We start from the raw sequence: 26,905 nt of genomic DNA, 5'->3' as shown, positions 1-26,905 counted from the left end.
TTCTCACCGCCTTTCTAATTATCTATAAATACTATCGAGATACTCATCCAATTCGTTCGAATCAATATCTGTCATCTGATTCATCGTTTCTTTATGACCACACAAAAACGCCACGAAACCGTCAATCTTTTTCTTCGACTGGCGTTTACTTGGGGCTTTCTGTCCATTTATATTAGTGATCGCTACAACGTTCAATGTACAATATAAAAATAATGGATTATCAAATTGAATACGTTTCTCATAAAATAATCTTTCAACATCATCAAATGGCGAATTCAATACTCTAGGAAATTGAGGTACTTCAACACATTCCAATCCTAAATTCTCTAATTTCTCAACAAACTTATCGCTCATTGCTGGATCATAATTTACTTGCTGAATATCGTATAAATTCATGCAATCTTCGATATACTGCAATATTTGATCTTGATCAATCATTTTGCCATCGCAAAACTCAACAAATCCTTTGTCAGCCAAATCACTATAAGGAACATTATCTTCTTTTTCTCGAAACTCTAAATTTTCATTCGGAATAAAATAGAGTTGCTTTACTTTAAGAATCGCTTTACCATCTTCATCCCATGTTGGAAAGTTTAAAGACACACAGGTCAAATCTCGTGTACGTGATAAATCTAAACCGATATAGCATGGTTCATTACTTAAATCACCAAGTTCTTGCGTGGTAACTAAACATGGCTCTACTTGATCCTGTTCAAAGAAATTATCTGCGCCATTCACAAATACATCCAAGTGTTTCGTTAGAAATTCAGCTTTGGAATGAGCTGACCGTTGCGCTGTTTTAAATGCTGATTCTAAAGCAGATAAATCGACTGATATTCCCCAGTTAGGATTGCACATTTCCCAGACTTTTCTATCCGTCCAATCATAATTTTTATTTGGCTCATAGATTAGAACAAAGTTTGAATCATTATCATCACGTTTCAACACTTCTTTTGCTTCGCGATATACACGCATTCCAACAGACGACGAACCTTTCCCAGCAGTTGAGATATTAAACATCAATGGCTGTGGTAAAGATATTTGAGCAGACTTAAAATTGTCATACTGTTCCATTTTCTCTTGCTTATGCAATTCATCATTCAACACAAAATATGGATTTGAACCCTCGATATTATCAATATTCTTGGTTTGAACAATAAATTTATTTGAGTAAGCCATATCTTCATGAATATAGTCATAAGTAATACTAGAAACAGTTCCCTTTGGTCCTTTAAATATTTTTGTTCCTTCAAGTAGAATTGGATTGTTTAAAATGGTAGCCGCAAAAGGCTTAGCAGCATATTGAGCTTGAGCAAAATCAGAGGCACACGCATAACAATCGACTGATAAAGCACCTTCACCGTACATTGCATAACCTAATGAACCTACGGCAATCAATGTTTTACCATTCTTTTTTGGGATTTGAACATAAGCCTCACGAGTAACGCGAACAGTTTGACCTTTTTCATTTTCTTTAACCCAACCATAAATCCAAGAATAAATAAATTTTTCCCAGGATTCTAACAGAAATGGTTTTCCTACCATTTCTCCTTTTGTGTGAACAATAAATGTTTCTACCCAATCCATCATTTCATTCGCCCGATCTACATCAAACCAAATGTCTTTTCTTTTTTTCCACCTATACCAACGATCTATTGCTAAACGAACGGTTTTAGGATACTTCTTAGGTTGCTTTCTTACTTCTTTTGCAAATAAATCAGCATAATTTACACCAGGTTCAATCATTTTTCAGCACCTGCCTTCTTACGCCATTTATTTCTGTGCGCTGCTAGTTCATCTACTGGTTTTACTTCCGGACGTGTAATTTCTTCATCTTTTCTTGCAGTCGAACCTCCAGTAATTTGTCTACCATTTTTTGCTTTGTTCGTTAATCCTAATAAATCCAGAGCTTTCATTTTCTTATCAGCCCAAGTTTCTACTTGTTGCGCTAACGGATGTTTTGATTGATTAGTAGCACCTGATTTATTCGTGAATTTTTGAGTTTCTGGAAAACCTTTTTCTTTCCACAATAAATATTTATGTTGGTATATTTCAAAAATATCCAGATATGATTCAATCAACGGATCAAGAGTGATAGTGTACAAATCAGACTTACGCATTATTTCTAAAATACGAGCTTTTTCAGCACTTACTTTTTCATCAATAATCGCTTTACGTTGCGCTTTAGTCGTCATTTTTGTATACACCCCCCTTTGTTTTTGAAAAATTTGACCTAACGATGCGCGTGACTCCCCGCTACCCTATCCCCCCACGAAAAATTTTTTTGAAAATAGATAGGGGGGCTTTAATCGAAATACGAAGGAAAAACTTTTTTATCTTCCGTTTCATTTTCAACAATTGGATGACATTTTGAACATAAGAGCATGAGATTATTTGGATCAAGCTTAAGCAGTTCATTGTCTTTGATTGGTACAATGTGATGGACGTGCGCTCTCTTGCCAAAGATGAATTGACCACATCGTTGACAATGGCCACTTTCTCTTTCATAAATAAATTGACGCATATCCTTCCATGCCTGTGTTCGATAGAATGGTTTGTTCTCATGATGATAAATAGACTTTGCTTGTTGCTTCTTCTTGCGTGATTTACTTGATCGCTTGTGTTCGGCACAATAGATTCCCTTGGCTATCTTGTTCGTGCATCCGTCAAACTGACAGTATTTCATTCTGCTTCACGAATAAGATTCAAGATGTCTCCTTTTGCACGGATAGCACCTGGAATATCAATGCCATGTTTCTTAGCATATGCACGTAATTCTTTTGCAGTCATGTTTTCCAGTTCATTCGTTTCTTCAACAGTCTGATCGTTAGTAACTTCGCCTTCACCAAAGTCAGCAGTAGTGTTTCCATCACTGTCTAGTTCTTCACCTGACAAATGAATTTCTTCATCCCCCTTGAACAAGACACCATCGCCAACGATCGCCTTGGCAACTACAGTCATATCAGATTGTTCGCTTGTATCAAAGTTAGGTTCTTGCCCTTTCGGAACCACAACAATCTTTTTCTTTTCTGAATCCCAGTACTCAGTTCCAGTAATTGATGATCTAATTTTTTTCAATACCATTTTGATTCTCTCCTTTGTAATTTGTACTGATTACTTTCGCACCCATTTGCTCATACCACTTAACAGTTTCCTGTAGATTAGGTAGAGTATGGGATAGTAACGTTATTACTAAAAACTCAAAACCTGTGCCTTCGCTTACTACTTCAACATGTGCATAATTACCATTCCAATGATCTCTCAACCCATTAGGACTATTCTCAGCTTCAATTGCTTTTTTATAAACTTGCCCCATACCCGCTGTAACATCAATAGTAAGTGCCGCTGCATGAAAATCATTCATAGATAAAACTCCTTTCAAAATAAAAAGACCACTCAACGAGTGATCCTTTATGTACTAGACAGTAGCTATCGAAAGATAATAAGAAGATGTTTTTATTTTTTGTATTTGCTACTGTTCAATCAAAGCAATAGAAAAGAGCCACAGATACCAAATAACAAAAACGGTTGGGATATATTGGCTCTTTTCATATCTTTTTGACATTAATAGAATATCATGCTAAATCCAATAACTACATGGCTCTAGCGAGTGAACATTTAGTGAATGTTGCTTAATCAGAAAAGCGAGATTTGTTCTTCATATTTTGCACTATTGTAGAACTCCATCTCTTCTTTTTTCTTTTGACGATCTGCTTTCTTTTCCTCATATACATCAACGAACTGCAATGTCTTACGGATTTCAGAATGACGCTTTCTGATATAGGAGTCGCTATAACCAGTAGCTTCTGCTATCTCTTCCAGGTTCATTTGATCAACGTATTTCATTTTGACAATTTGGTTATCTATTCCAGTAAAACTTTCAATCAGTAGAACCATTTCTTCTTTTTGAATTTCCAGCAATTCGATTTCACATTCAATTCGTTTGATGTTTTCTTCCAGCGATGAGCTTCTAGAATTTTTCTCAATTCTGACGTTTGCTAAATCACCGCTCACCCACCGCATCAATTCCAATTTACTTTTGTTAAGATTCCACTTTAAATATAGAATCTGTTCTTCTAGTTCCTGGTAATCTTTTAACCATTGAAATCTCACAAACGCCACCCCTTATGGTAAAATAGTGTTGTGCCGATATCTCACAAGAGATGGCTTTTCTATTATTATGTTTTTTAATTTAATACTAAAAAATATGGGGGAAGACTTTTGAAAAATTATTTATGTCCACATTGTAATTCCTATTTTGCTTTAAGCATGGATACACAAAGGAAATATACTCATTCTTTTGAGTATGCTAATCCGCATGGAGCGCCGAGAGTTATAAGTACTAATCATGAATTAAATTCTAATATTGATTCCGATATAGCAAGTACAATATTTTATAAATGTCCAGCCTGCGAAAAAATAACTATTGAAATTAAAGGAGAGGGCTCTTTATTTGAAAACAGAATTGTACAATTTTATCCAGATCTTAAACCTAAAAACCTTCCCGATTATATTCCTGAGTCAATCAAACAAGATTACAAAGAAGCTTTTTTAATTGCAAAATTAAGTCCTAAAGCCTCTGCTACGCTTTCAAGGCGATGCCTTCAAGGAATGATTAGGGATTATTGGCAAGTGTCTGGCAAACGAAATTTAGCTGAAGAAATAGACTCTATTAGAGACGAAATTTCACCTCAAGTAAAAAAAGTTCTTGATAGTGTGAGACAAATTGGAAATATAGGAGCTCACATGGAAAAAGATATCAATAAAATTGTAGATATTGAACCAAACGAAGCTCAACAACTCTTAAATTTAATAGAATATTTAGTAGAACAGTGGTATGTTCAAAGAAATGAAACTGAACTTATGTTAACAAATATAATTTCTATGAATGATGAGAAACAAAGCCAAAGAAAAATTTAATTTCATTCTATCCAGTATTGGTAGTAATAATCAATACTGTTTTTTTGTCCTTTTCCTTCTACCGCCTCTTCTGCTGTACCGATAAATTGAAAGGAATCGCCTCTATAAATCGCGTACTCACTCATTATTACCTATTCGTTTCACGATCAGCATTGGTTCCGGCAATATCTGATCATCCTTCAATAGTTGCTTTGGATAATGCCGTCTAAGCTTTTTGTTGGTGGTAAATGTTTCAGTTAACCATTTGTGAGCTTCGCATTTGTTCTTGCCAACAAAATAAATTTTTCCAGTTTGCATTCCTGCAAGTTGAATCATCATCTTCACCTCAAATCAAATTTTTTTCTGCTAGATGGAGCAAAAGCGATCCGACATCAAGAATCTTTTGATCCATTATTTCAGCTACTTTACTCGGCTTAACTCCTTGAGAAAAGAGCAAGCGTGCTTGCTCTATCTCTTCGTGAGTCCAAATAAATTTGGCTTCCTCAAGGATAATTACTGGATCAGTTGCTCTCATTGTTCCTCTGGAAAAATGATGTCTTCCTTATGTTTAGACCAGGTATCTGCATATGGAGCAAAGTATTGTCTAGCTAATTCGATTTGATCAATTAAAGCTATTTCTGATAATTCATGATCTGCAGCAATTTCATTCATGCTGTCGCCTTCATCTAAACGGATAAGAACGTCTCGAACATTTACAGTTACGTTTTCTGGCAGTTGCAATGTCGTTGCTGTTTTAATAAAATCATCAACGGTTTCTTTTGATACAAGGAATTCAATATTCTCAACTTCTTCCACTCCATCGCCAATATCCAAAGAAGTTTGCTCTTCTTTTAACATTTCAATTGTGCCATCTGAATTCACAACATATTCAATATTTGGTTTCTTCGTTTGCTTGTTTACTGGCACTGTGTATTCGATTGTTTCTGGTTGAATTACTACAGTTACTGTTGAGCCAAGAAATTCAGTTAAATTTTCAGTACTACCTCTCAATGATCCGTTGCTAACAACTAATAATACTTCTGTATTCCCATTTGATTTTGATGTTACTTTCTTTAATTCTGGTCTGAAATTCACTTGTTTTGTCATTTATATTTCCCCTCCGAAATGTTTAGTCATTTTGGCAATCTTCGCAATAGCGTGGATATCCAGGAGCTTCACCATCAATAAAACAGCCACAACCTTCACACACCAAGCCTTCTAAAATATCCTCAACCATCAATTTTCCTCCATCAATTTCTTTTTTCTTCGTTCCGCTTGTCTTTTTCGCTGCTGTCTTGCTGATTCAAAGCAGTCCATTTCAATAAACTTATTGATTTTTGAATCGAACTTAGCAAATATCACTGGAAAGCCGTATCGATGAGCAAACATCTTCATTTTCAGCATAGATATTGCATCTTGATAACCTTTGACATCAATCACTTTTTTCACTTGGCCATTCTCATAGATTACAAAATCAGCTCGGTAATAAATCGGCGCAATCTTACGATCGTTACATAAATATCCTTCTTGCAATAAAACATTCTCTTGCATTGCGCAATAGGTTTTAGATAAAGGCATAAAGCTCATGCCATTTCGTTTTAGCTTCATGTAGTATCTAGCTTCTGCCTTTGAATCAAACATAATGCCGTCTACTTCATGTTTTTTATTTCCGTATTTGCTTTTTGTCACCATCTGCATACTTCCTTTTTAATTCTTTTAATCGCTCATCATGCTTTCGCCTATTTTTATTGCATACTGGGCAAGGTTCGCAAGTTGACCAGCCAAGCGACGTCTTATACCAAATGACAGTTTCATCATTACACCTTAAACAAGTCATTTTGCACCTCTCATCCATGCTTGATTACCCTTTGGAGTGCATTTCTCTTTCTTTGCTGGCTTAGTTTTAATTTTTGCAAATCGTCGGTCAGGCTTAAACGTTTTGAATATTTCACCACCGCACGTATTTGCAACTAATTCAGCTGCTTCATAGCTCTCATAATGATATGCTTGTTCAGATGAAATAACGCCTTTTCCGTTTTTGTCTAAATAACACATTTTCTTAATTACAAAGGTCAAACTGGATTCCTCCTTTTATCTGTTGTTGATTTGAATACGGCAATGTTCCCTTTTGTTCCATTCATGACACGAGAGAACACTCGCTCGCCGTACGCGTGTTTTAATTGCTTTGATGATAAATTAGTCGTGAATATCGTAGCTTTGTTTAAACGGGCTTCTGTGAGCGATGTAAGAACATCGACATCGTATGGTGTTGCTTGATTGTTTTCTTCCATTCGACCTAGCTCCGCACCTAAATCATCAATTACCACAAAATCTGTCTTTTTTATTTCAGCCATCAACGATCCTGTCACAGCTTTTCTTGCTTCTGGATCATTCATTGCAAACTTCAACTGCTCTAATAATTCTCGATAGCTTATAAATGAACAGGCAATTTTATAATTAGATGCCCTCATCACTTCTTTGATCACTGCAGCACCTAGATGAGTTTTTCCGGCTCCTGTTCTACCAGTAATAACCGCGTGAATCGTGCTACCATCTACGATTTTTTTAGCCCATTCTTGAGCCATTCTTTTTATTTGTGCTGTTTCCTGATCAACTACTTTGTATCCATCAAAATCGAAGGTCCATATGGCATCGTCCGTAATCATTGAACTGTTAATCATTCGATTGATGGCATCCCTTTTCATTGCTTCATTCGCTTTTTTGATAGCTTCTTTTTGATTTTTCGTTACCATTTCTCGATATCCGCAACTCTTATTGATACATGTAGGACCGCATCGATCCGTACCATCTTTGTTTTTTGATTTCCACATGTACAATGGATCCCCGCATTTTGGGCAAGGATGATCAACAATCCTCAAACCGCCATAAGGTGCAGCCATTGCACTTAGTTTTTTATCCATTACCAATCCTCACCTGTTTCTGGTAACTCATCATTAGAAATATTTTGTTGCTTTCTTTTATTTTTTTGGATAGCCATCTTATCGAAATGCTTTCTTAAGCTAGTCGGTGATAAAATTACTCCTGACCAGAAATCATTGCTTGTGGCCCAAACAATCATGTCTTGAACTTCTCTACCGGTTCGTTTGTCAGATTCAATTGTTAAACGAATCGTATTCGCCCATTTATCCAAATCAGGTTCTTTGATGTTTTGATTTTTTCGAATGAGTTTTAATAAAAGAATGGCCAATTTTTTATTTGGATCGTCATCTGCGTACACGCGTTTTTTGCGTGTTGCGACATAATTATTATTCTTTTCATTCTTTTCATTCTTTTCATTCTTGTTTGTTGTCACTGGCTTGTCACTCGATTGTCCGTCGCTTGTCACTGGCTTGTCACTCGATTGATAGTCAGACCAATTTATTATTGTTATAACGCTATATCTAGCGTTCGATTGGATTGTCAATAATTCTTCGTTTTCAAATTTCTTAAGCCATCTCCATAGCGTTCGCCATGCAATTGCTTTGTCACTCGGTACTCCTTCGTTGTACTCTTTTGCCATTGCATGGGCTCCTGTGACGAATTGTCCGCTTGTCAAACGTACTTCTTGACCGTTAAATAAAAATTTTCTATCTTCATAACTAGCCTTCATTAAACACAATATCCATAGCTTGAACATATCAGAATTGGTCCAAACGAATGAACTAGTCACTTTACGGTATAACTTGATGTATCCTAGATTCATTCGCAAAGCACCTCCGTTTAAAGATCGTCCATGCTAGTGAATCCAGTAATTGGAATATTACCTCTACAGTACTCGCATAAACCGCAATGGTTCGGCTTCTCTTCACCATTCTTCACTCTGACAATTCTTTCAATTTTTTCTTTTAACATAACCAGCTCATAATCCATATTGTCTTGTTCAATTGTTATAAGTCTTGCTTCACTTGGTGTTTGTTTAGAAACTGCTGCAATGATCGGTGTAAACGTCTTTCCGTATTGCTGTAAAAGTAACTCCTGATATATAGCCATTTGAAGTACATATCCAAAATTGACTAGGAATGTTTCTCTTGATCCATAATCTTCATTCCATTTACGTTCATGCATGTCTTTCGTTGTTTTGATATCAACAAAGTATTCTTCTTCTAAATTCAAGCAGTCAATTTTGCCTTTCCATGTCGTCCTAAACAGTTCACCGGTTACAATCGTTTCTTTCTCACCTTGATAAATGTTCATGAATGCTTCTTCTTGCTTAAGTCGTTCAATCATCTGTTCAGCAATCTGGAAATCTTTCAATAATACATAAGGCTTCCGACTAGAAAACATTTTGGATTTATTTTCTTCTTTGAACGCTTCATGTACCTCTTTTGATTCAAAATACGAATGTACATAGTTTCCAACTAAAAGAGCTTTAAGATCGGATATCGGTTGCCAATCGCCTTTGAGTTTGGCCAAGGCGGCCGCTTCACATTTTAAAAAGGATTTATACTGCGATGTGGACATGTACTGCCAGTCAGCTTCATTAGAATAATAATTTGCATCAGAAAGGGTACTCATCGTCTTCGAATTCTGAGACATCATCTGCACCTTCCTCACGTCCGAAATCTGGAATATCTAATAATTCTTCTTGAATCGGTTCGTTCAATGTTTCTTTTTCAATCGGATGAGCTTGTTCAACTTCTGGATGTCCTGGCATATCCGCAATACGAGTATTTTCTTCTTGAATATCGTTAGGAATCACAATCTCTTCTGCTTCTTTTTGAATTGGTGCAACAGGTTTATTTGAAAAAAGTTTTTCTTCAAGTGTGGCCACTTTTTCTGTTTGTGGCGTTACATCTTTTCGATTATAATCATAGTCATTTTCGGTCGTTCGGTTGAACGCATCTGAAAAAAGTTCAGCATCATCACTAGTATTGATAAATGGTTTTGCAGCACGATTAATCACTGTGCGCTTGGCCATTTCTTCTGGAAAATCATTTTGAACACTTTTCGTCTTAGCTTTTGACCATGATTTTTCAATTTGTTTTTTTGTCATAATCGTATAAACTTTGCTGCCGTCAGACTTAGTAATTGTTGCAAATGCTCCGATAATTTCTTTATCCATGTTTTCAAAACTAGGAACAAACTTTGTGACTACTGTCTCGTTATCAATCGAACCAATCTCAAAGACATCATCTTTTCGAATTACTTCTGCCTTAACATCATTAATTTCATCAAGTCGTTTTAATGCTGCTTGAGTACCAAAGTACGATCTCGACATTTGAAGTTTTGGACCATAAGCGATGAAATAGCATTGATTTTTTCCAGGATTCAACCCTTGCTGAATCATGTCTAATAACGAATTAGCTATACTAGCTTTACCAACTGACGTATTTCCATATTTTTCCATGTATAGCCCACCACCTTCTCGTTGGCTTAAAGCTACCTCGTTAATTTTGAAAAATGCTTGTTTTAACGCATTCGCTGCATTGTAATTATTTGGTAATTTAACACCTTGGCTTTCCAGTTCAGTTATTTTTCCTAAAACAACATCAGTAATATCTTTTTGTAAAGTAGCCATTTCATTTGACATATTAAATTCCTCCTAGTTCAATCTTTGGAAAATATTGTTGTACATATTCCAAAATATCCTCTTCTTGTACGTACCCATCTTCGGTTAAGTAGCAAGAATCACCTTCATAAATAGGATTGTCTTGCCAGTCAACTCCGACAGGACTATCTTCATTTGGTAGTTGCTGTCTAGCACCTAAAGAATCAAAGTCTTTCATCATGGCCTCCTAAAATTCCCAAAATAATTTGATGGTGCCATCATCTTGCTTGATGTTTGAAATGCCTTCACTTTCCAGTGCCACTAGAAATGATGGTGTAAGTCCTTTTGAACGAACAGTGCAACTCGTTTGTCCATAGCTTGCTGTGGTTAGAATTTTTTCTTGGATGTCTTGTTGCGCTTTATTCATCATTACTTCGAATATTTCATCGCCTAATCCCTTTACTGAAATCATTTATTTCCTCCTGTGGTATAATGGTTTAAAAGATTTTTCTTTTGGACACGATTATGCTTGCCGGCGGTCGTGTCTTTTTTTGTTTCTATACTCGGCTTCATCAAGACCTATGAAGATCCAAACCATGTAAACAATCGTACCGATTAATGCTTGTCTGCTTCCCCAAAGACCTAAAGCGTAGATCATTAGTGGTGCGCTGAATACTAATGCTCTGTTGAATTTACCCATGCTTTCCCTCCTTCAAAGTGTTAAAAATAGTTTCCAATGTTCATCAATAAATTTAGCCATTTTAGATGCTTGAAATTTCCATGGACTGCCAGTTTTTTTGGGATAAACCACAAATCCTCCATTTAATACATCCAGTTCCTTTCTATAGGGATAAAGCACTTTTTCTCTGATGACCCTTGCATCTACGTTGCCTAGTCGCTCTCTTAGATCATTCATAGTCCATGTTTTACCAGATAAATCATTTTCAACTAAACGCCCATATTCCTGTTTGGGAACTAAAACAATATTTTCTGGTGCAGACATTTCAAAACTGATATTTTCAAATTTCAATGTTTGCATTAGATACTCCTCCTATCGAATTTTATTTTTCTTTCCAAACTCCATACTTAATAGCGAAATCCTTGACTACAGATAGATAAATTTCTTTTAACCTTTTATCACTTTCTATTACATCTAACTTATTTGTCTTATCTCGCTTGGATTTTGAAACACCTTCGCCAGCCATACGGTTACGTAAATTGGTTAATCTAGTTTTGAGAGAAGAACCAGCTCTACGATCAACTTCTTCATATATCGCTGTTTGAATTTCTTGATAAGCACCGTATCCGCCTTGAGTTTCCGCCATTTTATTTACGAGTTTTCGACATTCTCTACGCCAGTCAGTTGTATTCAACGCCACAATTTCAGTAATATTGTCCATTTGTGTTGCTAAACGTTTTGTCTCTAATTCTTGTTTAGCTACTGCATTAAATATTCCTTGGATCATTTGAAGTTCTGGACTTAGCTTTGAAGTATCAAGTAATTGTTGCTTATATTCTTTTTCTACCTGAATAAAATATTGACGAGCTTGTTTCCCTTTTTCTGTTCGTTGGAGCATTGAGATTTCTTTTGCCATATCTAACTTTAAAAAATGGTTTTTCTGAGGTCTTCCACCTTTTACTGATTTTTCAGTAAAACTTATAAAATCAACGTTTTCAGAGAATCCATACTCTCTCATTCTCGGAAACCAATCATTATACCGCTCTTTTACTTCCAAAAATTCATGTAACTCTCTACCACTTACTAACTGCTCATTCTCCTCGTTTGTTATTACTTTGATTAGTTCTTTCATTCGTTTTTCTCCTATCTGATTTTTATTTGCTATAATTCTCATTAGAAAGCGAGGTGTTTTGATGTTTAGCGAAGAAAAAATTTCTAAAGTTTTTGAGCATTATGGAATAGATACTACTAACCAAGATATGGAAAAATTAGTGCTTGCATTAGCTGATTTATTCCAAGAGCTTGAAGAACAATTAAAAAATTGATGTTTTATGTGAAGCTTCAAATCCAATGTGGGGCTTCACTATTTTTACTTCACTATGTTCGATCAAAAACTTAACTTTGCTGAAAATATATCTGTAGGTTTCGTTGAATGCCGGTTCTCCAACATACTTAGTTAACTTCTCTTTGACTCTTTCCCTTAAATTGTTGACAGAAATGTTCTCTTCAATGCATTCTGAATAAATCTGTTTAGCTACTTCGTCAGATAATTCGTTTATCTTTGAAACTTGGTCGATAATACTCATATTTTTTTAACTCCTCTCTTTACAGTTCATACATAGTAATGATCGAATCGATAATTCTATTAGCTTCTGCAGAAGTCTTTTTACCGCTTAAGATTAAAGATAAGTAACTTTTACTAATGCCGAATCTTTCAGCAAGCATGGTGTAAGTTAAGAACTTCGAACTTTCGACATATTCTTTGATTTTTTCTCTATCTCGTTGAGTGATTTCTGCAATATCAGTCATACTAAAACTCCTTTCTTTTATATTCGTAAACAAGTTTAACAACTTTTTTCTAAATTCAATTGACAAAACATAGAGTTTTATTCTATACTTTGTACATAGTTAAATAAGACATATAAACATTGATTTTAAAAGCTTTCTTGACGGTTGGCGTTTAATAATCAAAAGTGTTTTTTGTTGTCTTTTTAGTTGTTAAACTTGTTTACAAGAATAAGTATAGAGTTTTGACTCTAATTTGTCAACATATAAATAGAGTTTAATTCTATGTTTTTCTTGTCAGTCTAGAAAGGTTGACATATCAATGAATCCATACGAAAAAATAAAAGAATTAACAAAGCAAAACGGAATATCTGTAAGAGAATTAGAAAAAAGATTGGGATATTCAAATGGATATTTCAGTAAATGGAAATCAGTATCACCTAACTCCGAAGGTTTGGCAAAAGTATCAGATTATTTTGGTGTTTCTATAGACTATCTACTAGGAAGAGAGAAAAAAGAGACCCCTAAACATGTGGATTTATCAGAAAATGATACTGTATTTTCTTTTGACGGAAAAGAAATATCTAAAGAGACAATGCGTAAAGCGATTGCAATTGCTAAAGCTTTAGAAGAAAATGAATAGTTGGAGTGATGGGTTGCATGTATTTAAAGTTGAAAGAAATGCTGAGTGAGTATAATTTAAAATTAATCTATATGGAAATGGAAGAACCAGGTTTTTATTATCCAAAACCAAGAATAGTATTTTTAAACGAAAAACTACACGAAGATAGTTCTGAAGCTTTTCATTTAGCCCATGAGCTCGGTCATTTCATTGCTTCACATTTTGAATATTCAGCACTGTACGATAACTCTACAACTTTTCATTCAAAGTTCGAAGCTGAAGCTGATAGAATCGCTATTATGATTCTACTTAATATCTTTATTGAGAATGAATTAACAGATGAATCTCAGTTCAAATTGGAAAATTTTATGGAATTCTATGCTATCAATAATAAGTTAAGAACAGAATGTTTTAATGTTTGCCAGTCATATTTCAAGAAAAAATACTCTTATGCACAGTAAAAAAAGCCCGTGCTGCAACACGGACTCATACCTCATTTCTGAGATCACAAATATATTATAACAAGAAGTGAGGAAAATTTAAATGTCAAAAAAAGTTATGGGTCAAGATGGAAAAGCTGTACAAGTTATTTACAACCTATAAAAAATACCCCAGTCGGAGTTGGCGCTGCGGCTAGGGTTACTCGTTTATGAGGTTCACTGTATAAAATAATTATATCAGAATGGAGAGAAAAAGTGTATGGCTAAAATTGTTAAGTTGGAGCAGGCAGAAGTTATAATTGCAACAGATGAAAAAGAAATTATTCGTGTGCCTTACGAAGAATTGGATTGGAGACCAGAAGTCCACGACGAAGTCGAGGTTTTCAAAGATGGTGACAATTTAATAATTACAAGAGTTAAGAATAATTCTAATTCTGCTGAAGATAAAATTCATATTAATATCGTTAATGATAATACACAAAATCAACAAGTAAGTACAATTCAATCAGGAAGAGTAGTAAATAAATTAGTATATGTTCTTTTAGCGCTATTTCTTGGTGGGCTGGGTGCTCATAAGTTTTATAGTGGAAAAACATTCATGGGAATTTTATATCTTGTATTTTCTTGGACTTTCATACCATCTGTTTTAGGACTTATTGAAGCTATTATCGGTGCTTTAAAACCTTCTGACTCAAACGGAAATATTGTATTTTAAAAAAAACACGCCCCACCGACCAAAGCGAGCGTGTTCTAAGAAAAACACTAAAGGATTTTAATATTTTTTTGCAATTCAGTTGATTTATTAAATAAAACCCTATAGAATGAAATTAAGAGATAAGTGTTGGAATCTCTACGGGGACCAACGCGAAAACCTTCATTCTATATGGATGGAGGTTTTTTTGTTGAAAAATTTCGAAAATTTGCATAAGCAATTAACAATACTGAACAACCGTGGAGTTATTATTCCAAATTACCAAAGAGCTAAACAATATCTACTTACAAACAATTATTACAACATAATTAATGGATATAGTAAATATTTTATGAGCAATCAAAATAATTATTTGCCAGGTACTACTTTTGACGAAATAACTCATTTATATTATTTTGACAAAGAGATTAAGCACGCTCTTTTCCGCGCAATTACTGAGGCAGAAAACCATATCAAAAGCATTTTGTCATATCGTTTTGCAGAGGTTTATAATAATAAGCCATATGCATACCTTGATATTAATTGTTATGATAATTCAAAAACTTTAGAGTTAGGATGGTTAATTTCAAGGTTAACGAAAATCATTAATTCCAATAAGAGGAGTAAAGAAAATAATTCTATAAAGCATTATGTAAAAAAATATAATGACGTACCTATATGGGTTCTTATAGATTACCTTGATTTTGGAGAAATGAATACCTTAATTAAAAATTTACCAGTTTTTTTACAAAACAACATAGCAAAAAATATCTGCAGTTTCGTATCAGAAAATATTCATATGACAGCCCCTTTTACGCCGGAAATAATGATATCTTTTACAGAAAATACCAGACAAATACGTAATATTTGTGCCCATAATAACAGATTATTAGATTCTAAATGTAAATCCGATATTAAATATTATCGAGATTTACATTCTATATATGGAATTTCCAAAAATTCCCAAAGAAACAATACTTACAACGTCTTTCTTTGTCTGCAGTGCTTTCTCAGTAAAATTCAATACGCTCAATTGCACAATACTATCAGAAAAAGAATTTCGACTTTGGATAACAGGCTAAATACTATCGATATTAATACTATTTTAAAAAGTTTAGGTTTCCCAAACGATTGGCATATAAATACACCAACTCTAAAACAAAACTAAAAAAACACGCCCCACCGACCAAAGCGAGCGTGTTCTAAGAAAAAACAAACCTACACAATAGGCTTATTCACGTGTCTATTGTATCAGAGAAAGAGAGCTGATTCAATTATGGCAAGTTTTAAAAAATTAGCCAGTGGATGGCAATATCGTGTCTCTTATAAAGATAAAGATGGAAAATACAGAACAAAAAGCGCTAATGGTTTCGATACAAAAAAAGAAGCACAATTAGCTGCTGCTGAAATAGAGTCTAGATATTCAAAAGGGTATTCTATTAAAGATGGAGATAAATTATTCAAAGATTATTTTAGAAATTGGTTCGAGGTGTATAGAAAAGGAAAACTATCCAAAGATAATGACGGCGATATTAGACGTGCGGTTGAATTCAGTGAAAGATACTTTCCTGATACTAAATTGAAAGAATTGACTAGAGAGGAATATCAAAAAGCTCTAAATGACTATGGTCAAGATCATGCGACTGCGTCTGTAAAAAAACACCACACTTACATGCGTGCCGCAATTAAAGATGCAATTGAAGAAGGAATTATTTTTCGAGATCCTACCTACCGTGTAACTGCAGTTGGTAAAAAAGCTCCAAAACATGAGGAACTAAAATACCTAAATTATGCGGATTCGATAAAACTTATTCATGCATTATTAGAAAATTTAAAACCAGAATATACATCTCGTTTTATCATTTTATTTGGTTTAGCTACTGGTTGTCGTTTTTCTGAAATTATAGGAATGACATGGAAAAATGTAGACTTTAAAGATAAAACAGTCAACATCAAACAAACTTGGGATTATAAGTATACTGACGGATTTTCTAATACAAAAAACTATCAATCTAAACGTACAATTACTATTGATGATGATACTCTATCTTTATTGAAAAAATTACAATTACATCAAAAACAATACTATTTAAAATCTGGATTAAAAAACGAAAATGATTTGGTCTTTTTAAATGACAGTATGGAATTAGTTACAAATACCGCTGTAAATAAAGTTTTAAGAAAGTTTTGTAAGAAGGTTGGAGTAACAGAAATTACTTGTCACGGACTTAGACATACTCATGCTTCTATCTTGCTTTACCAAGGCATCAACATTAAATATGTTTCTCGTCGTTTAGGTCACAAAGATATTGTTACCACTTTACAAACTTACCAACACATATTGGATGAGATGGAGCAAAAGGAAAGTAATGTGGTAAATAATCTAATGAAACAAATGTATTCATAAAAAAATTTTGCATTTTTTTTGCATTGGATAGTAAAAATCCCTTATAAATACAGTATTATCAATACGAGTATCATTGACGCCGTCTCCATTGTGAGATTTCGGTAGATTTCACTAAATGCTTAAATCCTTATTTTAAAAGGATTTAGGCATTTTTTATTTTCGGTAGTTTTCGTTAAATGAAATTTATTCAAGCTCATTTTCAAGTCCGAAAGATTCATCTCTCACGCTGATTTTTCATTGGGTCCCACTCAACTATTTTTTGATTCATACTAAAATTATATGGAAACAAAAAGACACGACCTAAATCGTGTCCGAACATTCATATATGAAAAGAAAATACTTAAATCTACTATTCTGTTTTTTCTTCTAGTCGAATACTGTTTACTCCCCAATATGCAGCAACGCTTCTATTTCTCTCGTTATTCTTATCCATAGTAATATCACCATCATTGTGAACTGGATAAATTGTTTGTGTCTTATAATTTAATGGTGGAACAACTATATCCATTTCACCACTCTTCATTTGCTTTTTAATGGATTCAGTTTGGCGACTATAACTTACATAATTTTTATAGATGTCTGCAGTTCCATTGAAAAACAATAATAAAAAACTAACTAGTAAATAACTGAAAATCATAGAAAAAACAACTTTATTGCTTCTATCGAAATTTGTTAATAATTCAAAAAGACTAATTACTATAGATATGAAAAGAAAAATAACTCCTCCAAAATAAGATCTAGACCAAGATAATGCAGTTGGAGAAATTGCAAGCACTCCTATTGTCAATATACCTCCCACGAAAAATAACGAACTTAGAATATTACTAAGTGTAAAACTACTATTTAAGTATGATAAAACAAGCAAAGCTAATCCTATCGTTAGAGGGAACATGGCATTATCCTGTAACGCATGACTGATTGCAGGGATTGCATCAAGAATTTTCCAAGCAGTTGAAAGCGTACTTCTATGAAAATAAGTCGCTCTGATATCGTTCCCAGGTGCCATAACCATAAAAAGAAAACCTACAATATTTCCAACAATACCTGCGATCATCCATTTTTCAATTTTTTTCTTCTTATAAAAATAGGAAAGAACAGTATATGCTATAACAATGAACAACGTTCCTCCGGAGGTATTTTCGTTACACCAACCAGCTACTATACCTAAAAGAAGCATGCCTATTGTTTTAAAAAGACTATTATTTTGTTCTTCAGATTCTGCTATATATCGATGATAAACCAGAATAAAAGATAACATAATCACCATTGCAGTGAGATAATTTACAGAACCAGCCAACCATAAGTAAACATTATTGAAAGCTGGGGTAAATGTCCACATTAATGCAAAGATGATAAACGCTTTTAGATAAACATTATTAGTAGTTCGCTCTTTTACTATGGAAGAAAACATAATAATTTGATAAACCAATAGGGAAAACATGCAAGAATTATACACATTAAAATATATTTTTGGAAGTTTAGTAAAAAAACGAAAAATAATATGGACTACCGATCTCCCAGTCCAAGTCATATATTGTTGATACTCATCAAACAAAATTGTTTTTATGCTTGAGGTCTTTACAAAATAGTAATAATCGTCGTGTACCAAAGGAGACATACTATTTAAAAGAAGCATAAAACCAAAAATACAAAATAAAACAATAAATAAATGTCTGTTGCTCTTAATTTTTTTAATCATACCACCCAATTAACTCCTCTTTATCTCGAAATATAACTTAGTATAACACAGATTTAATAGTGGTTGTGCCAAATTAAGAGATACAGAATTAATATCCTAACCAATCATTTATCCTACTGCTCAAATCAAGTAGCGCTATCCTTCAAATGACTTTCAACAGCTAAATGTTCTGTTTCCCCGACTCTCTTCTCATTTTTACTACAGTGCATTTAATTGTCTCTACGTCGCTCATAACATTTATTGATTTGTCGATCATACCTTGATGCTTCTCCTGTACATTGTTCTGACTCATTACAAATCATCAGTCCGATGAACAAAACTACAAAATGCTTTGTTTAGAATTTGCAAATACAACATCCAATATATTTTCATTGCATACAATCCTTCATCGTTTTAAATAACACAATTCCTTAAATGGATATAGTAAAAACTATATCTGCTACAAAAATTTTACTAGTCGTTTGATAAAGTAATAAACGACATGCTGCGAATGTCAATGCACTATCTCTTGTACCCTCTCAATAAAAAAACTTACTTCATCGATTAATGATTTAGCAAGTTTTTTTATTGTTCTAGAAAGTTGACCAGAATTCGAACTGTTGATAAAAGTTGACTCTATACTTTTGATGTTAGTAAGATTCACCGCTATCAAAACATATACACAACAATTTTTTATTCAATTACTTGGAAAATCTAGTTCTATTTTTTCCATAGCACAGAAAAAGATTACGTTACTGCTAGTCGTATAAAAATTGCTCTGGTGATTCACCTACACTTTTGAGGAATAGCTACTAATAGTATATCGTTGGTAATGCTAAAAATTTCACTGCATTTTATGATTATCTCATCAATCGTCAATTTCAAAAATATCATCATCTAATTGATTGAAAGACGTTTTGCTTCCCAAATCCAGTTCGTCTAGTACATCTTTAGCCACATTGAAGAAACAATAAGTTCCCAAAAAAAGTAGCAGAAAAAATGGAACAGTGACTTTGCGACTTTTAATTACGCCATACATCAAGAGTAAGAATGCTGAAATAAAAAAGATAAACATAAATATTAGAAACATACATACCCCTCCTCATTTGATAATTGATTATAAAAGATAGGAACTGGCCTACTACCAAAGAAAATCAGCGATATTAAAAATCAACTCCTCAATGCTAACCTACGACTTTCTAACTAAAAGATATTTTAAAACTTGTTTACGTCATTTCAATGCTCAGTACATCATTCAATACCTTTTTATTTTCCAATAGTTTACCCAAAAACATACAGATTTTTTTCCTTTTTTTATAATTATTTCTTTGAATAAATCATTTTTTTGTTTTCAGAAATTGAAATACGCTTTGCATTATCTTCTCAAGTTTGGTTTGGATTGGTCACTGAACAAGATCAATTCTCTTTCTTCAATTTCTGATTGTCATGAAATCAGATAAGCTTTAAACTTAACTTAGAGATATTCACAACGAGAAACATGTTTCATCTTTGAATAGTTGCGTTATTTCTGATAAGAGAAGAATAATTTGATCCTGAACGAAAGGAGCCCACGTTTTCAATTTTTATAAATTATCTAAAAAGCGGGAGATTATTTATCTAATTTAAGCACTCGCAACTCTTTATTTGCTTAGAGGGCAAGTCTTCTTCTCTTGAACACTAAAGAAAATAGAAAGGAGGAAAGCAAGTGAAAAAAAAGAGCGTTCGTTTATTGGTTTTATTCACATTGTTGTTACTTAGCGCATGTGGATGTCAAAGGAAAAAAGACGAGCAAGCAAATCGTTTAGTTAAGGATCTAAAAGCAAATGCATGGGTAATTGAAGGGACGGACTCTACTGATGATCCCAAAATGACCCTTACCTTTTCTAACCGTAAAGCTAGTTTTAACTTAGATTTTTCAAGTATCGATTACTCTGTAGACGATGAATCCAATAGTGTACATATGAAGAAATTTATCAAACAATTCAGTAAGCATATAAAAGAAGAGTTTCGTTATACGATTAAAGGAGATATAATGACTTGGAAGGAACTTTGGTCTAAAAGTGACATCATGTCTTACAAAGTCAGTAAGAAGAATGAAACGATTATTCTCACTCCTTTAAGCGAGGAAGAAACTACGGAGACAAAAAATCTCGTGCTTATCCCTTACAAAAAAAATACCAAGTAATGAAAGATAAAATTTTATTATCTAGTCTCATTATAAAATTGAATGATTCTGAACATTTTCCTATACTAACGATTGAATCTAAGCATTCCCTGCTGACTGATACATATAAAGTGCATAATTTGAACAATAAGCAACCTTGAACTAGTTAGATTTTGGTTATTTCTCAGTCATTATGACAAAGTTTACTCACATAGATCAATAAATAATTGACGGTTTTATCCGATCCCAAAAAAATAAGTATCCTGTCCGCTATCACTGCCAGTAAATAGGAAGCCAGAACAAAAACACAGGCCCCCGGAAGTATCTAGATACTTCTGGAGGTCTGTGTTTTTTTAGTTATTTTTCATTGAATGATTTTTAATCTTGTTTTATTCTATTTTTTCTCTTTAATATGTAACTGATCCCCATTACCGTTACTAAAAGTGCCATTCCTAAACTGCGCAATAAGCGATTTTGTTGCTCTCCTGTTTTTGGTAAAGTAGCTTTTCCAGATACGGTGGTTTTGGTCGTACCTGTAGAATTATTTTTTGTGGTGCTACCATTTTTTGAAGTTGACGTTTGATTTGATTCTTTCTTTTCGGTACTTTCTTTATTTTTATTCGTTTCAGTTGTGGTATCCACTTTACTTTGATCTTGTTTGTTGTCGTCATTCTCAGTTGGTTTATTTGTTTGATCCGTCTTTTCTTGGCGTGTAATTTCTGAGATGACTGATTTTTCTCCGGCTTCATTTTCTGTATAGTATTGAACTGTTTCCCCATTTGCTACAGCTTTAGATAAATAAATCGTCGTCGGTTCTTCTACTTTTACATCTACTAAACGAGAAGAATTGACCTTTTCTTGTTTGGCTTTTCCGATGATTTCCCCGTTCAAAACAACGTACATCGTTGTTCCTCCTGGAATAACCGCCGTCATTTGTTTTCCTTCTGTACCATAAATGAAAGCAACGTTTTCTGCTAACGCTACTGTTGTTTTGATTTTCTTATAGATAAACGTGATCGTGTTTGTTCCCATTTCAATCATGACTTCTTGTATCGCTAACTTCGGATTAACTAGTTCATATCCTTTGATTAGCAACGCTTCTTCTTTGTGAAGCTTCCCAATCTCTAAATCAGTTATTACTTTTTTCTCCGCAATTGATTGACCTTGCTCATCGATATATCGGACAGTCAGATCGGCTTTTTCATTTTCTGACGGTGATGTTTCTTTGGTTTTATATATAAATGTAATGGTGTTGCCTTCACTTTGTACTTCTATCGTTTGGACTTTGGCACTCAGCAATTCGTATCCTTCGATAAGTAACGCTTCTTCCGTATATGTAGAGCCGACTTCTAAGTCTTGGATTATTTTATCATTAGCAATCGTTTGACCTTGCTCATCAATATATTTCACAGTCAAATCGGCTTTTTCATTTTCTGGCGGCGTTGTTTCCTTAGTTTCATATATAAATGTAATGATATTGCCTTCGCTTTGTATTTCTATCGTTTGGACTTTGGTACTCAGCAATTCGTATCCTTCGATAAGTAACGCTTCTTCTGTATGTGTAGAGCCGACTTCCAGGTCACTTATTATTTTATCTTCAGCAATCGATTCCCCCTTCTCATTAATATACTTAACAGTTACAGCTGCTTTTTCTTTAGTCACTGGATTTTCATCATAACGGAAAGTAATGATATTGCTATTTGGATCCTCGGAAACATTGATTGTATAAGTTTCAGGCCCTACGATCGTGTAGCCATCAATCACCAGTGCATTTCCTATGTATTCTGTTCCAATCTCTAAATCATTAATTACCGTAGGTTCGGCAATCGGTTGACCAGTTTCATTATGTAAATACTGCACAGTGACTGATGAGAAGCTTTCTTCAGGACTATCTTCAATTTTTTTATAATAAAAATTGTGATACATCTCTGGCGTTTCCATATAAATAATCACTCTATCTGGCGAGATCAATTCATACCCTTCTACAATTTCAGCGAATAAGGTTACATTGTTTCCGATAAAACCGAATTCCTCTGAAAACCAAAGTGCTTTTTGTGTATCTACATCTACCCCAATGACAGATACCCGTCCTATTTCCGGTTCAGGCATGGATAGGTCCAATGTTCCTGAATCATGTGGTGGTTGCACCTCATCAATTATTTCGATTTCACTTACTGCGTTGGATGCTGCCAATACGTTAGGTGCTAGCAACCCCACTACAGTGGTCATCAGCAATGCTGAGTTCATAATTGTTTTCATTTTTTTTATTTTTTTATTTTGCTTTCTTTTCGTCATTTAATTTATCTGCTCCCCCAGTTATATTTGAAATTTCGCTAACCTAGCTTTTTCTTACTTTATTCTAAGGTTGGTTACTTTTATTTATGTACTTGAATCCGATTATCCTCCTCCTTAAAAAACGTTATTTAAAATAAACAATAGTAGTTTAACCTACATATTAATGTTACCTGTAACATATAAGATTCTCAAGATTATTTTATTATTAAAACAAGGTTTTCTGTGTGTTAAAATAAAAAAATATCTAGTTAAGAAATTAAAATTATGATTTTTACATTCTTAAAAAAATTCACAAACGTTATTTAAAATCCGATTCTGTTTATTTAGTAAAAATGATTGATTAACAAAAAAAGCCCGTCACGGTAAATGATTAATCATTTTACCATGACGAACTGGAAATTATTTAGTTACATTTTATAAGATAGATTTAACACATAACTTCTTTAATCAAAAAATTAGTTTACTGTTTGAGAAACATTTATTTCTGTCTTCTTACTACTATACTGACTCATATTTTTAAATAATTGTTGAAGTAACGGACTTTGATTGTGTCCTTCAATCGCTGCTTGATCACGCCAATTTTCAACCATGACAAATTCATTTTCAATATCGATTGATTCGTACAATTGATAGCTTAAGCACCCGTCTTCTTTTCTTGTACTTGCAACAAGTTCATTGACTTCCGCAAGAAATTCATTTCTTTTTTCTGGTTTGATTGAAAATTTTGCATTGATAACGATCATTTTTCCACACTCGCTTTATTTAAAAGTTGTAATTTTTTCTGGAGCCAATCGAACAGATTCATACCCTTCTTCTACTGCTTTCCCAACAGATAAGATCATCACTGGAACATAACGTTCTTTGTCGAGATCAAAAGCTTCAGCCAATTGGTCTGCTTCAAATCCCCCGATTGGATTTGTTTCATAGCCGTGACTACGAGCAACTAGCATGAATTGCATTGCAGCTAAACTAGCATCAATTTTCACAACGTCATTCATTTGTTCACGTGTAAAGTTTTGGTAATAAGGAAGGATCGCAGCAAGTTGTTGGTCTCGGACTTCTGCCGGCATCTTACCTTCTGCTACTGCTTGATCATAGATTTCTTCCCCATATTCGTAGCAGTTCATGTCCCCAAAGATCATAACCATTGCAGATGAAGTATCATTTTGTCTCGTATTAAAACGGATCAATGGTTTCAATTTTGCTTTTGCTTCTTCACTTTCTGCCACCACAAAACGCCATGGTTGCATATTAACTGAAGATGGTGCTGTTGTTGTTTCTTGTATCATTTCTAACATTTCTTCATGAGAAATCTTAACCGTTTCATCATATACACGAACGGATTTTCTTCCAAATACAACACTTGAAAAATCATTGTTTACTAATTCTTTGCTCATTTCTCTCTCTTCTTTCTCCTAATGTAGTTAATAAAGTTTATTCAATAATTTTGTTAGTTCGGTGATTTCTTCATCGGTCAACGAAATGCACAAAGAGTCAGCGGACTGTTGATGATTATTTTCACACTTAGCCAGTTCTCGTTTGGCTGTATCCGTCAGTAGAACAAATACTTCACGATTATTCTCTGGATTGCGTTTTCGTGAAACATAGCCTTTTTCTTCCAATATCTTCAAATGTCTAGAGATAGCTGCATTGTCTATTTTCAGATCTGTTTGAATTTGATTTTGTAAGCATTTGCCTTTTTCCCATAAAAACATCAGCATTTCATATCTCGTCAAACTGAATCCAGTTTCTTTCTCGAACAAAGCTGATCCTTCTTGACTGATAATTTTGATTTTATAGAGTAACTGACTGAGTTTTCTTAAATCCATCTCCATCCTCCTTCCGTTGACTTGTCAATTATTGACTTATCAATAATATAAATGTTTTAGTGAGACTTGTAAAGCATAAAAGTTTGAATAACAAAAAAAAGAGAAAGCTATTCCTCTTTCTCTTTTAAACTATTTTTTATTTATGAGACAAGCGCTGGTTCATAAATTTTTGAAGAAGTTTCAAAAATGGCTTCTATAGTAGTTAAATCATATACATCCGCATATTTCGCAACCACTTTCCCACATTTTTCTAATATTTCTTCATGATCACTTTCTTGGTATTTTTCCACACATAACACGATACAATTTTCTAATTTATTAATGACTTCACCTACTACTACATGCTTTAAACCGATTGGCTTACACGCATATTTTTGTCCCAAAATGATTTCTTCGTTATTCATATCTCATCCACCTTTAATCGTTCTAACATTTTATAAAATGATAATAACATTAAAATTAGATTATGAAAACCAAAAACCATTATAATTTTAGAAAAAAATCAAAAGAACGACTATTTCGAGTGTTCTTTTGATTTCACTTGTTAAAGTTATTGAATTTTTTAAGAAATAACATCTAAAGGCACGATATCAATAAGCATTTCTACGTATTTCTCAAGATATTCTTGATCAATATGATCATACCCGCCTGTTACACCACAATCAATATCTAGAACGCCAATCAGATGTCCTTCTTTGATCATGGGCACAACGATTTCAGATTGAGCTGCAGAATCACAAGAAATATAGTTTTCATGTTTCTTAACGTCATCAACGATCAATGTAGTTTTTGTTTGTGCTGACTCACCACAAACCCCTTTTCCCATTGTGATCCTAGTACAAGAAACACGACCTTGAAATGGACCCAAAATCAATTCTTCGCCATTATATAGGTAATAACCTGCAAAAACTGTTTCTGGTAATGTCTCGTTCAACAGAGCAGAAGAATTCGCTAAATTTGCTAGCCAATGATCTTCTGCCTCTAATAATCCTTTTTGCTGTAATAATAAAATTTGATAGGCATCTTCTTTTTGCTTTTCTGTCCACAACATCTCAACCACTCCTTCTATGAAAAAATTATAGCTTAGAAATGATTTGCTGACTAGTCATTGAGAAAAAACTGACCTTACTAGACAGAAAGACGGGAAAAGAACATCCTTCAAATATAAAATACTTTCATTATTAATTTTTAGCACGGACTCATTAGAAAATTATTCTGCTTGCTGGATCTCTTGTTCCAAGTTTGCATAATCTATTGTCGTTCCAATAAACGTTGGATCATCGCTGGGAAAATGTTGAACAAGTGTTTCGATTTTACTGATTTCGACAGTGCCTTTTGTCAGCTCAAAATCAATGACATGCCCTCCGAATTGTTTAGCTTCATCGATATAGTGCAAATGAAATCCAGCAGCTGCTACTCCTTGAAACAGTTCTGGCGTATAAAATCCAACTAACGTTCCTTGACTATTTGTTTCATGAAATTCAGGTTGAGACTCTGATATTTTTGCTAATCTTCGGTAAGGCTTTTCTTGTTTTGGCATAATACGTGTGTGGACTGTTTTAAACAGCCCAGTAATTTTTATCGCTAAGAATAAGTTGTTTCCTGCTTGACTGGCTAAAATTGATTGTTTTAATTCTTCGCCTTTTGTTTGATTTTTGACTTCAAAGCGTTCATCTGTAATGAATGGGGTGATTGCTGCATAAGGAGTGGTTTCTTTTCCTGTCAGCTTAACAACTACTCCATCGGAACGTCCTTGATAAGCTTCACCATCTAGGAAGATGACTTCCCCATCTAATCCATGTAGCGTTCCCAAACCTAAAGTCCCGTGTTTGAGTATCTGTTCAATCGTCTCAGTACCATCCATTAGTCCTGCCATCAATGCTCCTAGTGTTCCATGTTGAAAAAGTATTCTTTCACTCATCTTAGCA

At 33.8% G+C, this 26,905-nt stretch carries 40 protein-coding genes; 8 read left to right on the top strand and 32 right to left on the bottom strand.

Going from position 1 to position 26,905, the window contains the following annotated elements; genetic code table 11:
* Positions 1–18 precede the first annotated feature (18 nt).
* From AB3H93_RS06035 to AB3H93_RS06010, 6 genes are all read right to left on the bottom strand, one after another.
* Entirely contained in the window at positions 19–1,746 is a 1,728-nt protein-coding gene (locus AB3H93_RS06035; protein WP_010718807.1) for a terminase large subunit, read from the bottom strand.
* The gene (locus tag AB3H93_RS06030) at positions 1,743–2,195 is read right to left on the bottom strand and encodes a P27 family phage terminase small subunit (protein ID WP_010718806.1); all 453 of its coding nucleotides are present in this window, start codon (positions 2,193–2,195) and stop codon (positions 1,743–1,745) included. The genes AB3H93_RS06035 and AB3H93_RS06030 overlap by 4 nt, the downstream gene beginning before the upstream one ends.
* Positions 2,196–2,305: 110 nt before the next feature.
* Positions 2,306–2,686, bottom strand: coding sequence for an HNH endonuclease (locus tag AB3H93_RS06025; RefSeq protein ID WP_368020296.1), 381 nt, complete (start codon positions 2,684–2,686; stop codon positions 2,306–2,308).
* Positions 2,683–3,084 (bottom strand): Rho termination factor N-terminal domain-containing protein, encoded by a 402-nt coding sequence (locus tag AB3H93_RS06020; RefSeq protein WP_368020295.1) that lies wholly within the window; start codon positions 3,082–3,084, stop codon positions 2,683–2,685. Before AB3H93_RS06020 ends, AB3H93_RS06025 begins: the two co-directional genes overlap by 4 nt.
* Positions 3,065–3,364, bottom strand: a complete 300-nt coding sequence (locus AB3H93_RS06015; RefSeq protein WP_368020294.1) for a hypothetical protein — start codon at positions 3,362–3,364, stop codon at positions 3,065–3,067. The genes AB3H93_RS06020 and AB3H93_RS06015 overlap by 20 nt, the downstream gene beginning before the upstream one ends.
* A gap of 272 nt (positions 3,365–3,636) precedes the next feature.
* Positions 3,637–4,113 carry a hypothetical protein gene (locus tag AB3H93_RS06010; protein ID WP_368020293.1) on the bottom strand — a complete coding sequence of 159 codons (477 nt, stop codon included), beginning with the start codon at positions 4,111–4,113 and terminating at the stop codon, positions 3,637–3,639.
* A 108-nt stretch (positions 4,114–4,221) separates the two neighbouring features.
* Between AB3H93_RS06010 and AB3H93_RS06005 the strand changes: the two genes are divergently transcribed.
* Entirely contained in the window at positions 4,222–4,920 is a 699-nt protein-coding gene (locus AB3H93_RS06005) for a DUF4145 domain-containing protein (protein ID WP_368020292.1), read from the top strand.
* A 2-nt stretch (positions 4,921–4,922) separates the two neighbouring features.
* On the opposite strand, the gene AB3H93_RS06000 is transcribed toward AB3H93_RS06005, so the two are convergent.
* The 15 genes from AB3H93_RS06000 to AB3H93_RS05930 all read right to left on the bottom strand — a co-directional run bounded on the left by AB3H93_RS06000 (position 4,923) and on the right by AB3H93_RS05930 (position 12,198).
* Positions 4,923–5,045, bottom strand: coding sequence for a hypothetical protein (locus AB3H93_RS06000; RefSeq protein ID WP_368020291.1), 123 nt, complete (start codon positions 5,043–5,045; stop codon positions 4,923–4,925).
* Positions 5,038–5,238, bottom strand: coding sequence for a hypothetical protein (locus AB3H93_RS05995; protein ID WP_368020290.1), 201 nt, complete (start codon positions 5,236–5,238; stop codon positions 5,038–5,040). The genes AB3H93_RS06000 and AB3H93_RS05995 overlap by 8 nt, the downstream gene beginning before the upstream one ends.
* A gap of 7 nt (positions 5,239–5,245) precedes the next feature.
* Positions 5,246–5,434, bottom strand: coding sequence for a hypothetical protein (locus AB3H93_RS05990; protein ID WP_368020289.1), 189 nt, complete (start codon positions 5,432–5,434; stop codon positions 5,246–5,248).
* Positions 5,431–6,006 carry a hypothetical protein gene (locus AB3H93_RS05985; protein WP_368020288.1) on the bottom strand — a complete coding sequence of 192 codons (576 nt, stop codon included), beginning with the start codon at positions 6,004–6,006 and terminating at the stop codon, positions 5,431–5,433. Before AB3H93_RS05985 ends, AB3H93_RS05990 begins: the two co-directional genes overlap by 4 nt.
* 129 nt (positions 6,007–6,135) lie before the next feature.
* Entirely contained in the window at positions 6,136–6,591 is a 456-nt protein-coding gene (locus AB3H93_RS05980) for a DUF1064 domain-containing protein (RefSeq protein ID WP_248255214.1), read from the bottom strand.
* Positions 6,592–6,732: 141 nt separating this feature from the next.
* Complete coding sequence (locus tag AB3H93_RS05975; protein WP_223603513.1) at positions 6,733–6,975, bottom strand: hypothetical protein; 243 nt, start codon at positions 6,973–6,975, stop codon at positions 6,733–6,735.
* Positions 6,972–7,820 carry an ATP-binding protein gene (locus tag AB3H93_RS05970; RefSeq protein ID WP_226062942.1) on the bottom strand — a complete coding sequence of 283 codons (849 nt, stop codon included), beginning with the start codon at positions 7,818–7,820 and terminating at the stop codon, positions 6,972–6,974. Before AB3H93_RS05970 ends, AB3H93_RS05975 begins: the two co-directional genes overlap by 4 nt.
* Positions 7,820–8,602 carry a hypothetical protein gene (locus AB3H93_RS05965; RefSeq protein WP_368020287.1) on the bottom strand — a complete coding sequence of 261 codons (783 nt, stop codon included), beginning with the start codon at positions 8,600–8,602 and terminating at the stop codon, positions 7,820–7,822. The genes AB3H93_RS05970 and AB3H93_RS05965 overlap by 1 nt, the downstream gene beginning before the upstream one ends.
* Before the next feature lie 17 nt (positions 8,603–8,619).
* Positions 8,620–9,435, bottom strand: a complete 816-nt coding sequence (locus tag AB3H93_RS05960; protein ID WP_368020286.1) for a PD-(D/E)XK nuclease-like domain-containing protein — start codon at positions 9,433–9,435, stop codon at positions 8,620–8,622.
* Positions 9,398–10,429 carry a RecT family recombinase gene (locus AB3H93_RS05955; protein ID WP_053766686.1) on the bottom strand — a complete coding sequence of 344 codons (1,032 nt, stop codon included), beginning with the start codon at positions 10,427–10,429 and terminating at the stop codon, positions 9,398–9,400. The genes AB3H93_RS05960 and AB3H93_RS05955 overlap by 38 nt, the downstream gene beginning before the upstream one ends.
* A 1-nt stretch (position 10,430) precedes the next feature.
* Positions 10,431–10,625, bottom strand: a complete 195-nt coding sequence (locus AB3H93_RS05950; RefSeq protein WP_053766685.1) for a hypothetical protein — start codon at positions 10,623–10,625, stop codon at positions 10,431–10,433.
* Between the two features lie 9 nt (positions 10,626–10,634).
* A complete protein-coding gene (locus AB3H93_RS05945; protein ID WP_081204301.1) occupies positions 10,635–10,859 on the bottom strand; it encodes a hypothetical protein in 225 nt (74 codons plus the stop codon).
* Between the two features lie 51 nt (positions 10,860–10,910).
* A complete protein-coding gene (locus AB3H93_RS05940) occupies positions 10,911–11,087 on the bottom strand; it encodes a hypothetical protein (protein ID WP_178309268.1) in 177 nt (58 codons plus the stop codon).
* A gap of 12 nt (positions 11,088–11,099) precedes the next feature.
* A complete protein-coding gene (locus tag AB3H93_RS05935) occupies positions 11,100–11,426 on the bottom strand; it encodes a DUF771 domain-containing protein (RefSeq protein WP_368020285.1) in 327 nt (108 codons plus the stop codon).
* 22 nt (positions 11,427–11,448) lie between these two features.
* Positions 11,449–12,198, bottom strand: a complete 750-nt coding sequence (locus AB3H93_RS05930) for an antA/AntB antirepressor family protein (protein ID WP_368020284.1) — start codon at positions 12,196–12,198, stop codon at positions 11,449–11,451.
* Positions 12,199–12,259: 61 nt separating this feature from the next.
* Between AB3H93_RS05930 and AB3H93_RS05925 the strand changes: the two genes are divergently transcribed.
* The gene (locus AB3H93_RS05925) at positions 12,260–12,391 is read left to right on the top strand and encodes a hypothetical protein (protein ID WP_010718782.1); all 132 of its coding nucleotides are present in this window, start codon (positions 12,260–12,262) and stop codon (positions 12,389–12,391) included.
* On the opposite strand, the gene AB3H93_RS05920 is transcribed toward AB3H93_RS05925, so the two are convergent.
* Entirely contained in the window at positions 12,380–12,652 is a 273-nt protein-coding gene (locus tag AB3H93_RS05920; protein WP_010718781.1) for a hypothetical protein, read from the bottom strand. The genes AB3H93_RS05925 and AB3H93_RS05920 overlap by 12 nt on opposite strands.
* Before the next feature lie 19 nt (positions 12,653–12,671).
* Positions 12,672–12,875 (bottom strand): transcriptional regulator, encoded by a 204-nt coding sequence (locus tag AB3H93_RS05915; protein ID WP_010718780.1) that lies wholly within the window; start codon positions 12,873–12,875, stop codon positions 12,672–12,674.
* Positions 12,876–13,173: 298 nt separating this feature from the next.
* Here AB3H93_RS05915 and AB3H93_RS05910 point away from each other — a divergent pair, with 298 nt between their 5' ends.
* The 5 genes from AB3H93_RS05910 to AB3H93_RS05890 all read left to right on the top strand — a co-directional run bounded on the left by AB3H93_RS05910 (position 13,174) and on the right by AB3H93_RS05890 (position 17,011).
* Entirely contained in the window at positions 13,174–13,494 is a 321-nt protein-coding gene (locus tag AB3H93_RS05910; protein ID WP_016631438.1) for a helix-turn-helix domain-containing protein, read from the top strand.
* Positions 13,495–13,511: 17 nt separating this feature from the next.
* Positions 13,512–13,934, top strand: a complete 423-nt coding sequence (locus AB3H93_RS05905; protein WP_002329428.1) for an ImmA/IrrE family metallo-endopeptidase — start codon at positions 13,512–13,514, stop codon at positions 13,932–13,934.
* 238 nt (positions 13,935–14,172) lie between these two features.
* Positions 14,173–14,628 carry a TM2 domain-containing protein gene (locus AB3H93_RS05900; RefSeq protein WP_010737886.1) on the top strand — a complete coding sequence of 152 codons (456 nt, stop codon included), beginning with the start codon at positions 14,173–14,175 and terminating at the stop codon, positions 14,626–14,628.
* 187 nt (positions 14,629–14,815) lie between these two features.
* Positions 14,816–15,772 carry an Abi family protein gene (locus AB3H93_RS05895; protein ID WP_317742724.1) on the top strand — a complete coding sequence of 319 codons (957 nt, stop codon included), beginning with the start codon at positions 14,816–14,818 and terminating at the stop codon, positions 15,770–15,772.
* A 108-nt stretch (positions 15,773–15,880) separates the two neighbouring features.
* A complete protein-coding gene (locus AB3H93_RS05890) occupies positions 15,881–17,011 on the top strand; it encodes a tyrosine-type recombinase/integrase (protein ID WP_368020283.1) in 1,131 nt (376 codons plus the stop codon).
* Positions 17,012–17,360: 349 nt separating this feature from the next.
* Here the strand turns inward: AB3H93_RS05890 and AB3H93_RS05885 are convergent, their stop codons facing one another.
* A complete protein-coding gene (locus AB3H93_RS05885; protein ID WP_368020322.1) occupies positions 17,361–18,710 on the bottom strand; it encodes a DUF6056 family protein in 1,350 nt (449 codons plus the stop codon).
* A gap of 847 nt (positions 18,711–19,557) precedes the next feature.
* Entirely contained in the window at positions 19,558–19,779 is a 222-nt protein-coding gene (locus AB3H93_RS05880; RefSeq protein ID WP_053766632.1) for a hypothetical protein, read from the bottom strand.
* Between the two features lie 615 nt (positions 19,780–20,394).
* On the opposite strand from AB3H93_RS05880, the gene AB3H93_RS05875 reads away from it, so the two are divergent.
* On the top strand, positions 20,395–20,874 hold the full coding sequence (locus AB3H93_RS05875; RefSeq protein WP_010718422.1) for a hypothetical protein: 480 nt from the start codon (positions 20,395–20,397) through the stop codon (positions 20,872–20,874).
* 357 nt (positions 20,875–21,231) lie between these two features.
* Here the strand turns inward: AB3H93_RS05875 and AB3H93_RS05870 are convergent, their stop codons facing one another.
* The 7 genes from AB3H93_RS05870 to budA form a co-directional block, all read right to left on the bottom strand.
* Positions 21,232–23,148 (bottom strand): MucBP domain-containing protein, encoded by a 1,917-nt coding sequence (locus AB3H93_RS05870; RefSeq protein ID WP_368020282.1) that lies wholly within the window; start codon positions 23,146–23,148, stop codon positions 21,232–21,234.
* Between the two features lie 455 nt (positions 23,149–23,603).
* Positions 23,604–23,891 (bottom strand): putative quinol monooxygenase, encoded by a 288-nt coding sequence (locus AB3H93_RS05865; RefSeq protein ID WP_010718425.1) that lies wholly within the window; start codon positions 23,889–23,891, stop codon positions 23,604–23,606.
* A 15-nt stretch (positions 23,892–23,906) separates the two neighbouring features.
* Positions 23,907–24,545 (bottom strand): nitroreductase family protein, encoded by a 639-nt coding sequence (locus AB3H93_RS05860; protein WP_010718426.1) that lies wholly within the window; start codon positions 24,543–24,545, stop codon positions 23,907–23,909.
* A 27-nt stretch (positions 24,546–24,572) separates the two neighbouring features.
* Positions 24,573–24,977: a MarR family winged helix-turn-helix transcriptional regulator gene (locus AB3H93_RS05855; protein WP_096708919.1), complete on the bottom strand. Its 405-nt coding sequence runs from the start codon at positions 24,975–24,977 to the stop codon at positions 24,573–24,575.
* Between the two features lie 140 nt (positions 24,978–25,117).
* Complete coding sequence (locus AB3H93_RS05850) at positions 25,118–25,381, bottom strand: hypothetical protein (protein WP_010737894.1); 264 nt, start codon at positions 25,379–25,381, stop codon at positions 25,118–25,120.
* A gap of 158 nt (positions 25,382–25,539) precedes the next feature.
* Positions 25,540–26,025 (bottom strand): GAF domain-containing protein, encoded by a 486-nt coding sequence (locus tag AB3H93_RS05845; protein ID WP_025480112.1) that lies wholly within the window; start codon positions 26,023–26,025, stop codon positions 25,540–25,542.
* A 162-nt stretch (positions 26,026–26,187) separates the two neighbouring features.
* Positions 26,188–26,898 carry an acetolactate decarboxylase gene (budA, locus tag AB3H93_RS05840; RefSeq protein ID WP_178305827.1) on the bottom strand — a complete coding sequence of 237 codons (711 nt, stop codon included), beginning with the start codon at positions 26,896–26,898 and terminating at the stop codon, positions 26,188–26,190.
* Positions 26,899–26,905 lie beyond the last annotated feature (7 nt).

The sequence above is a fragment of the Enterococcus sp. C74 genome (genome assembly GCF_040887125.1).
Taxonomy (GTDB): Bacteria; Bacillota; Bacilli; order Lactobacillales; family Enterococcaceae; genus Enterococcus_B; species Enterococcus_B hirae.
The sequence above is the reverse complement of the archived record's forward strand: the minus strand, read 5'-3'. Positions and strand labels throughout refer to the sequence as shown.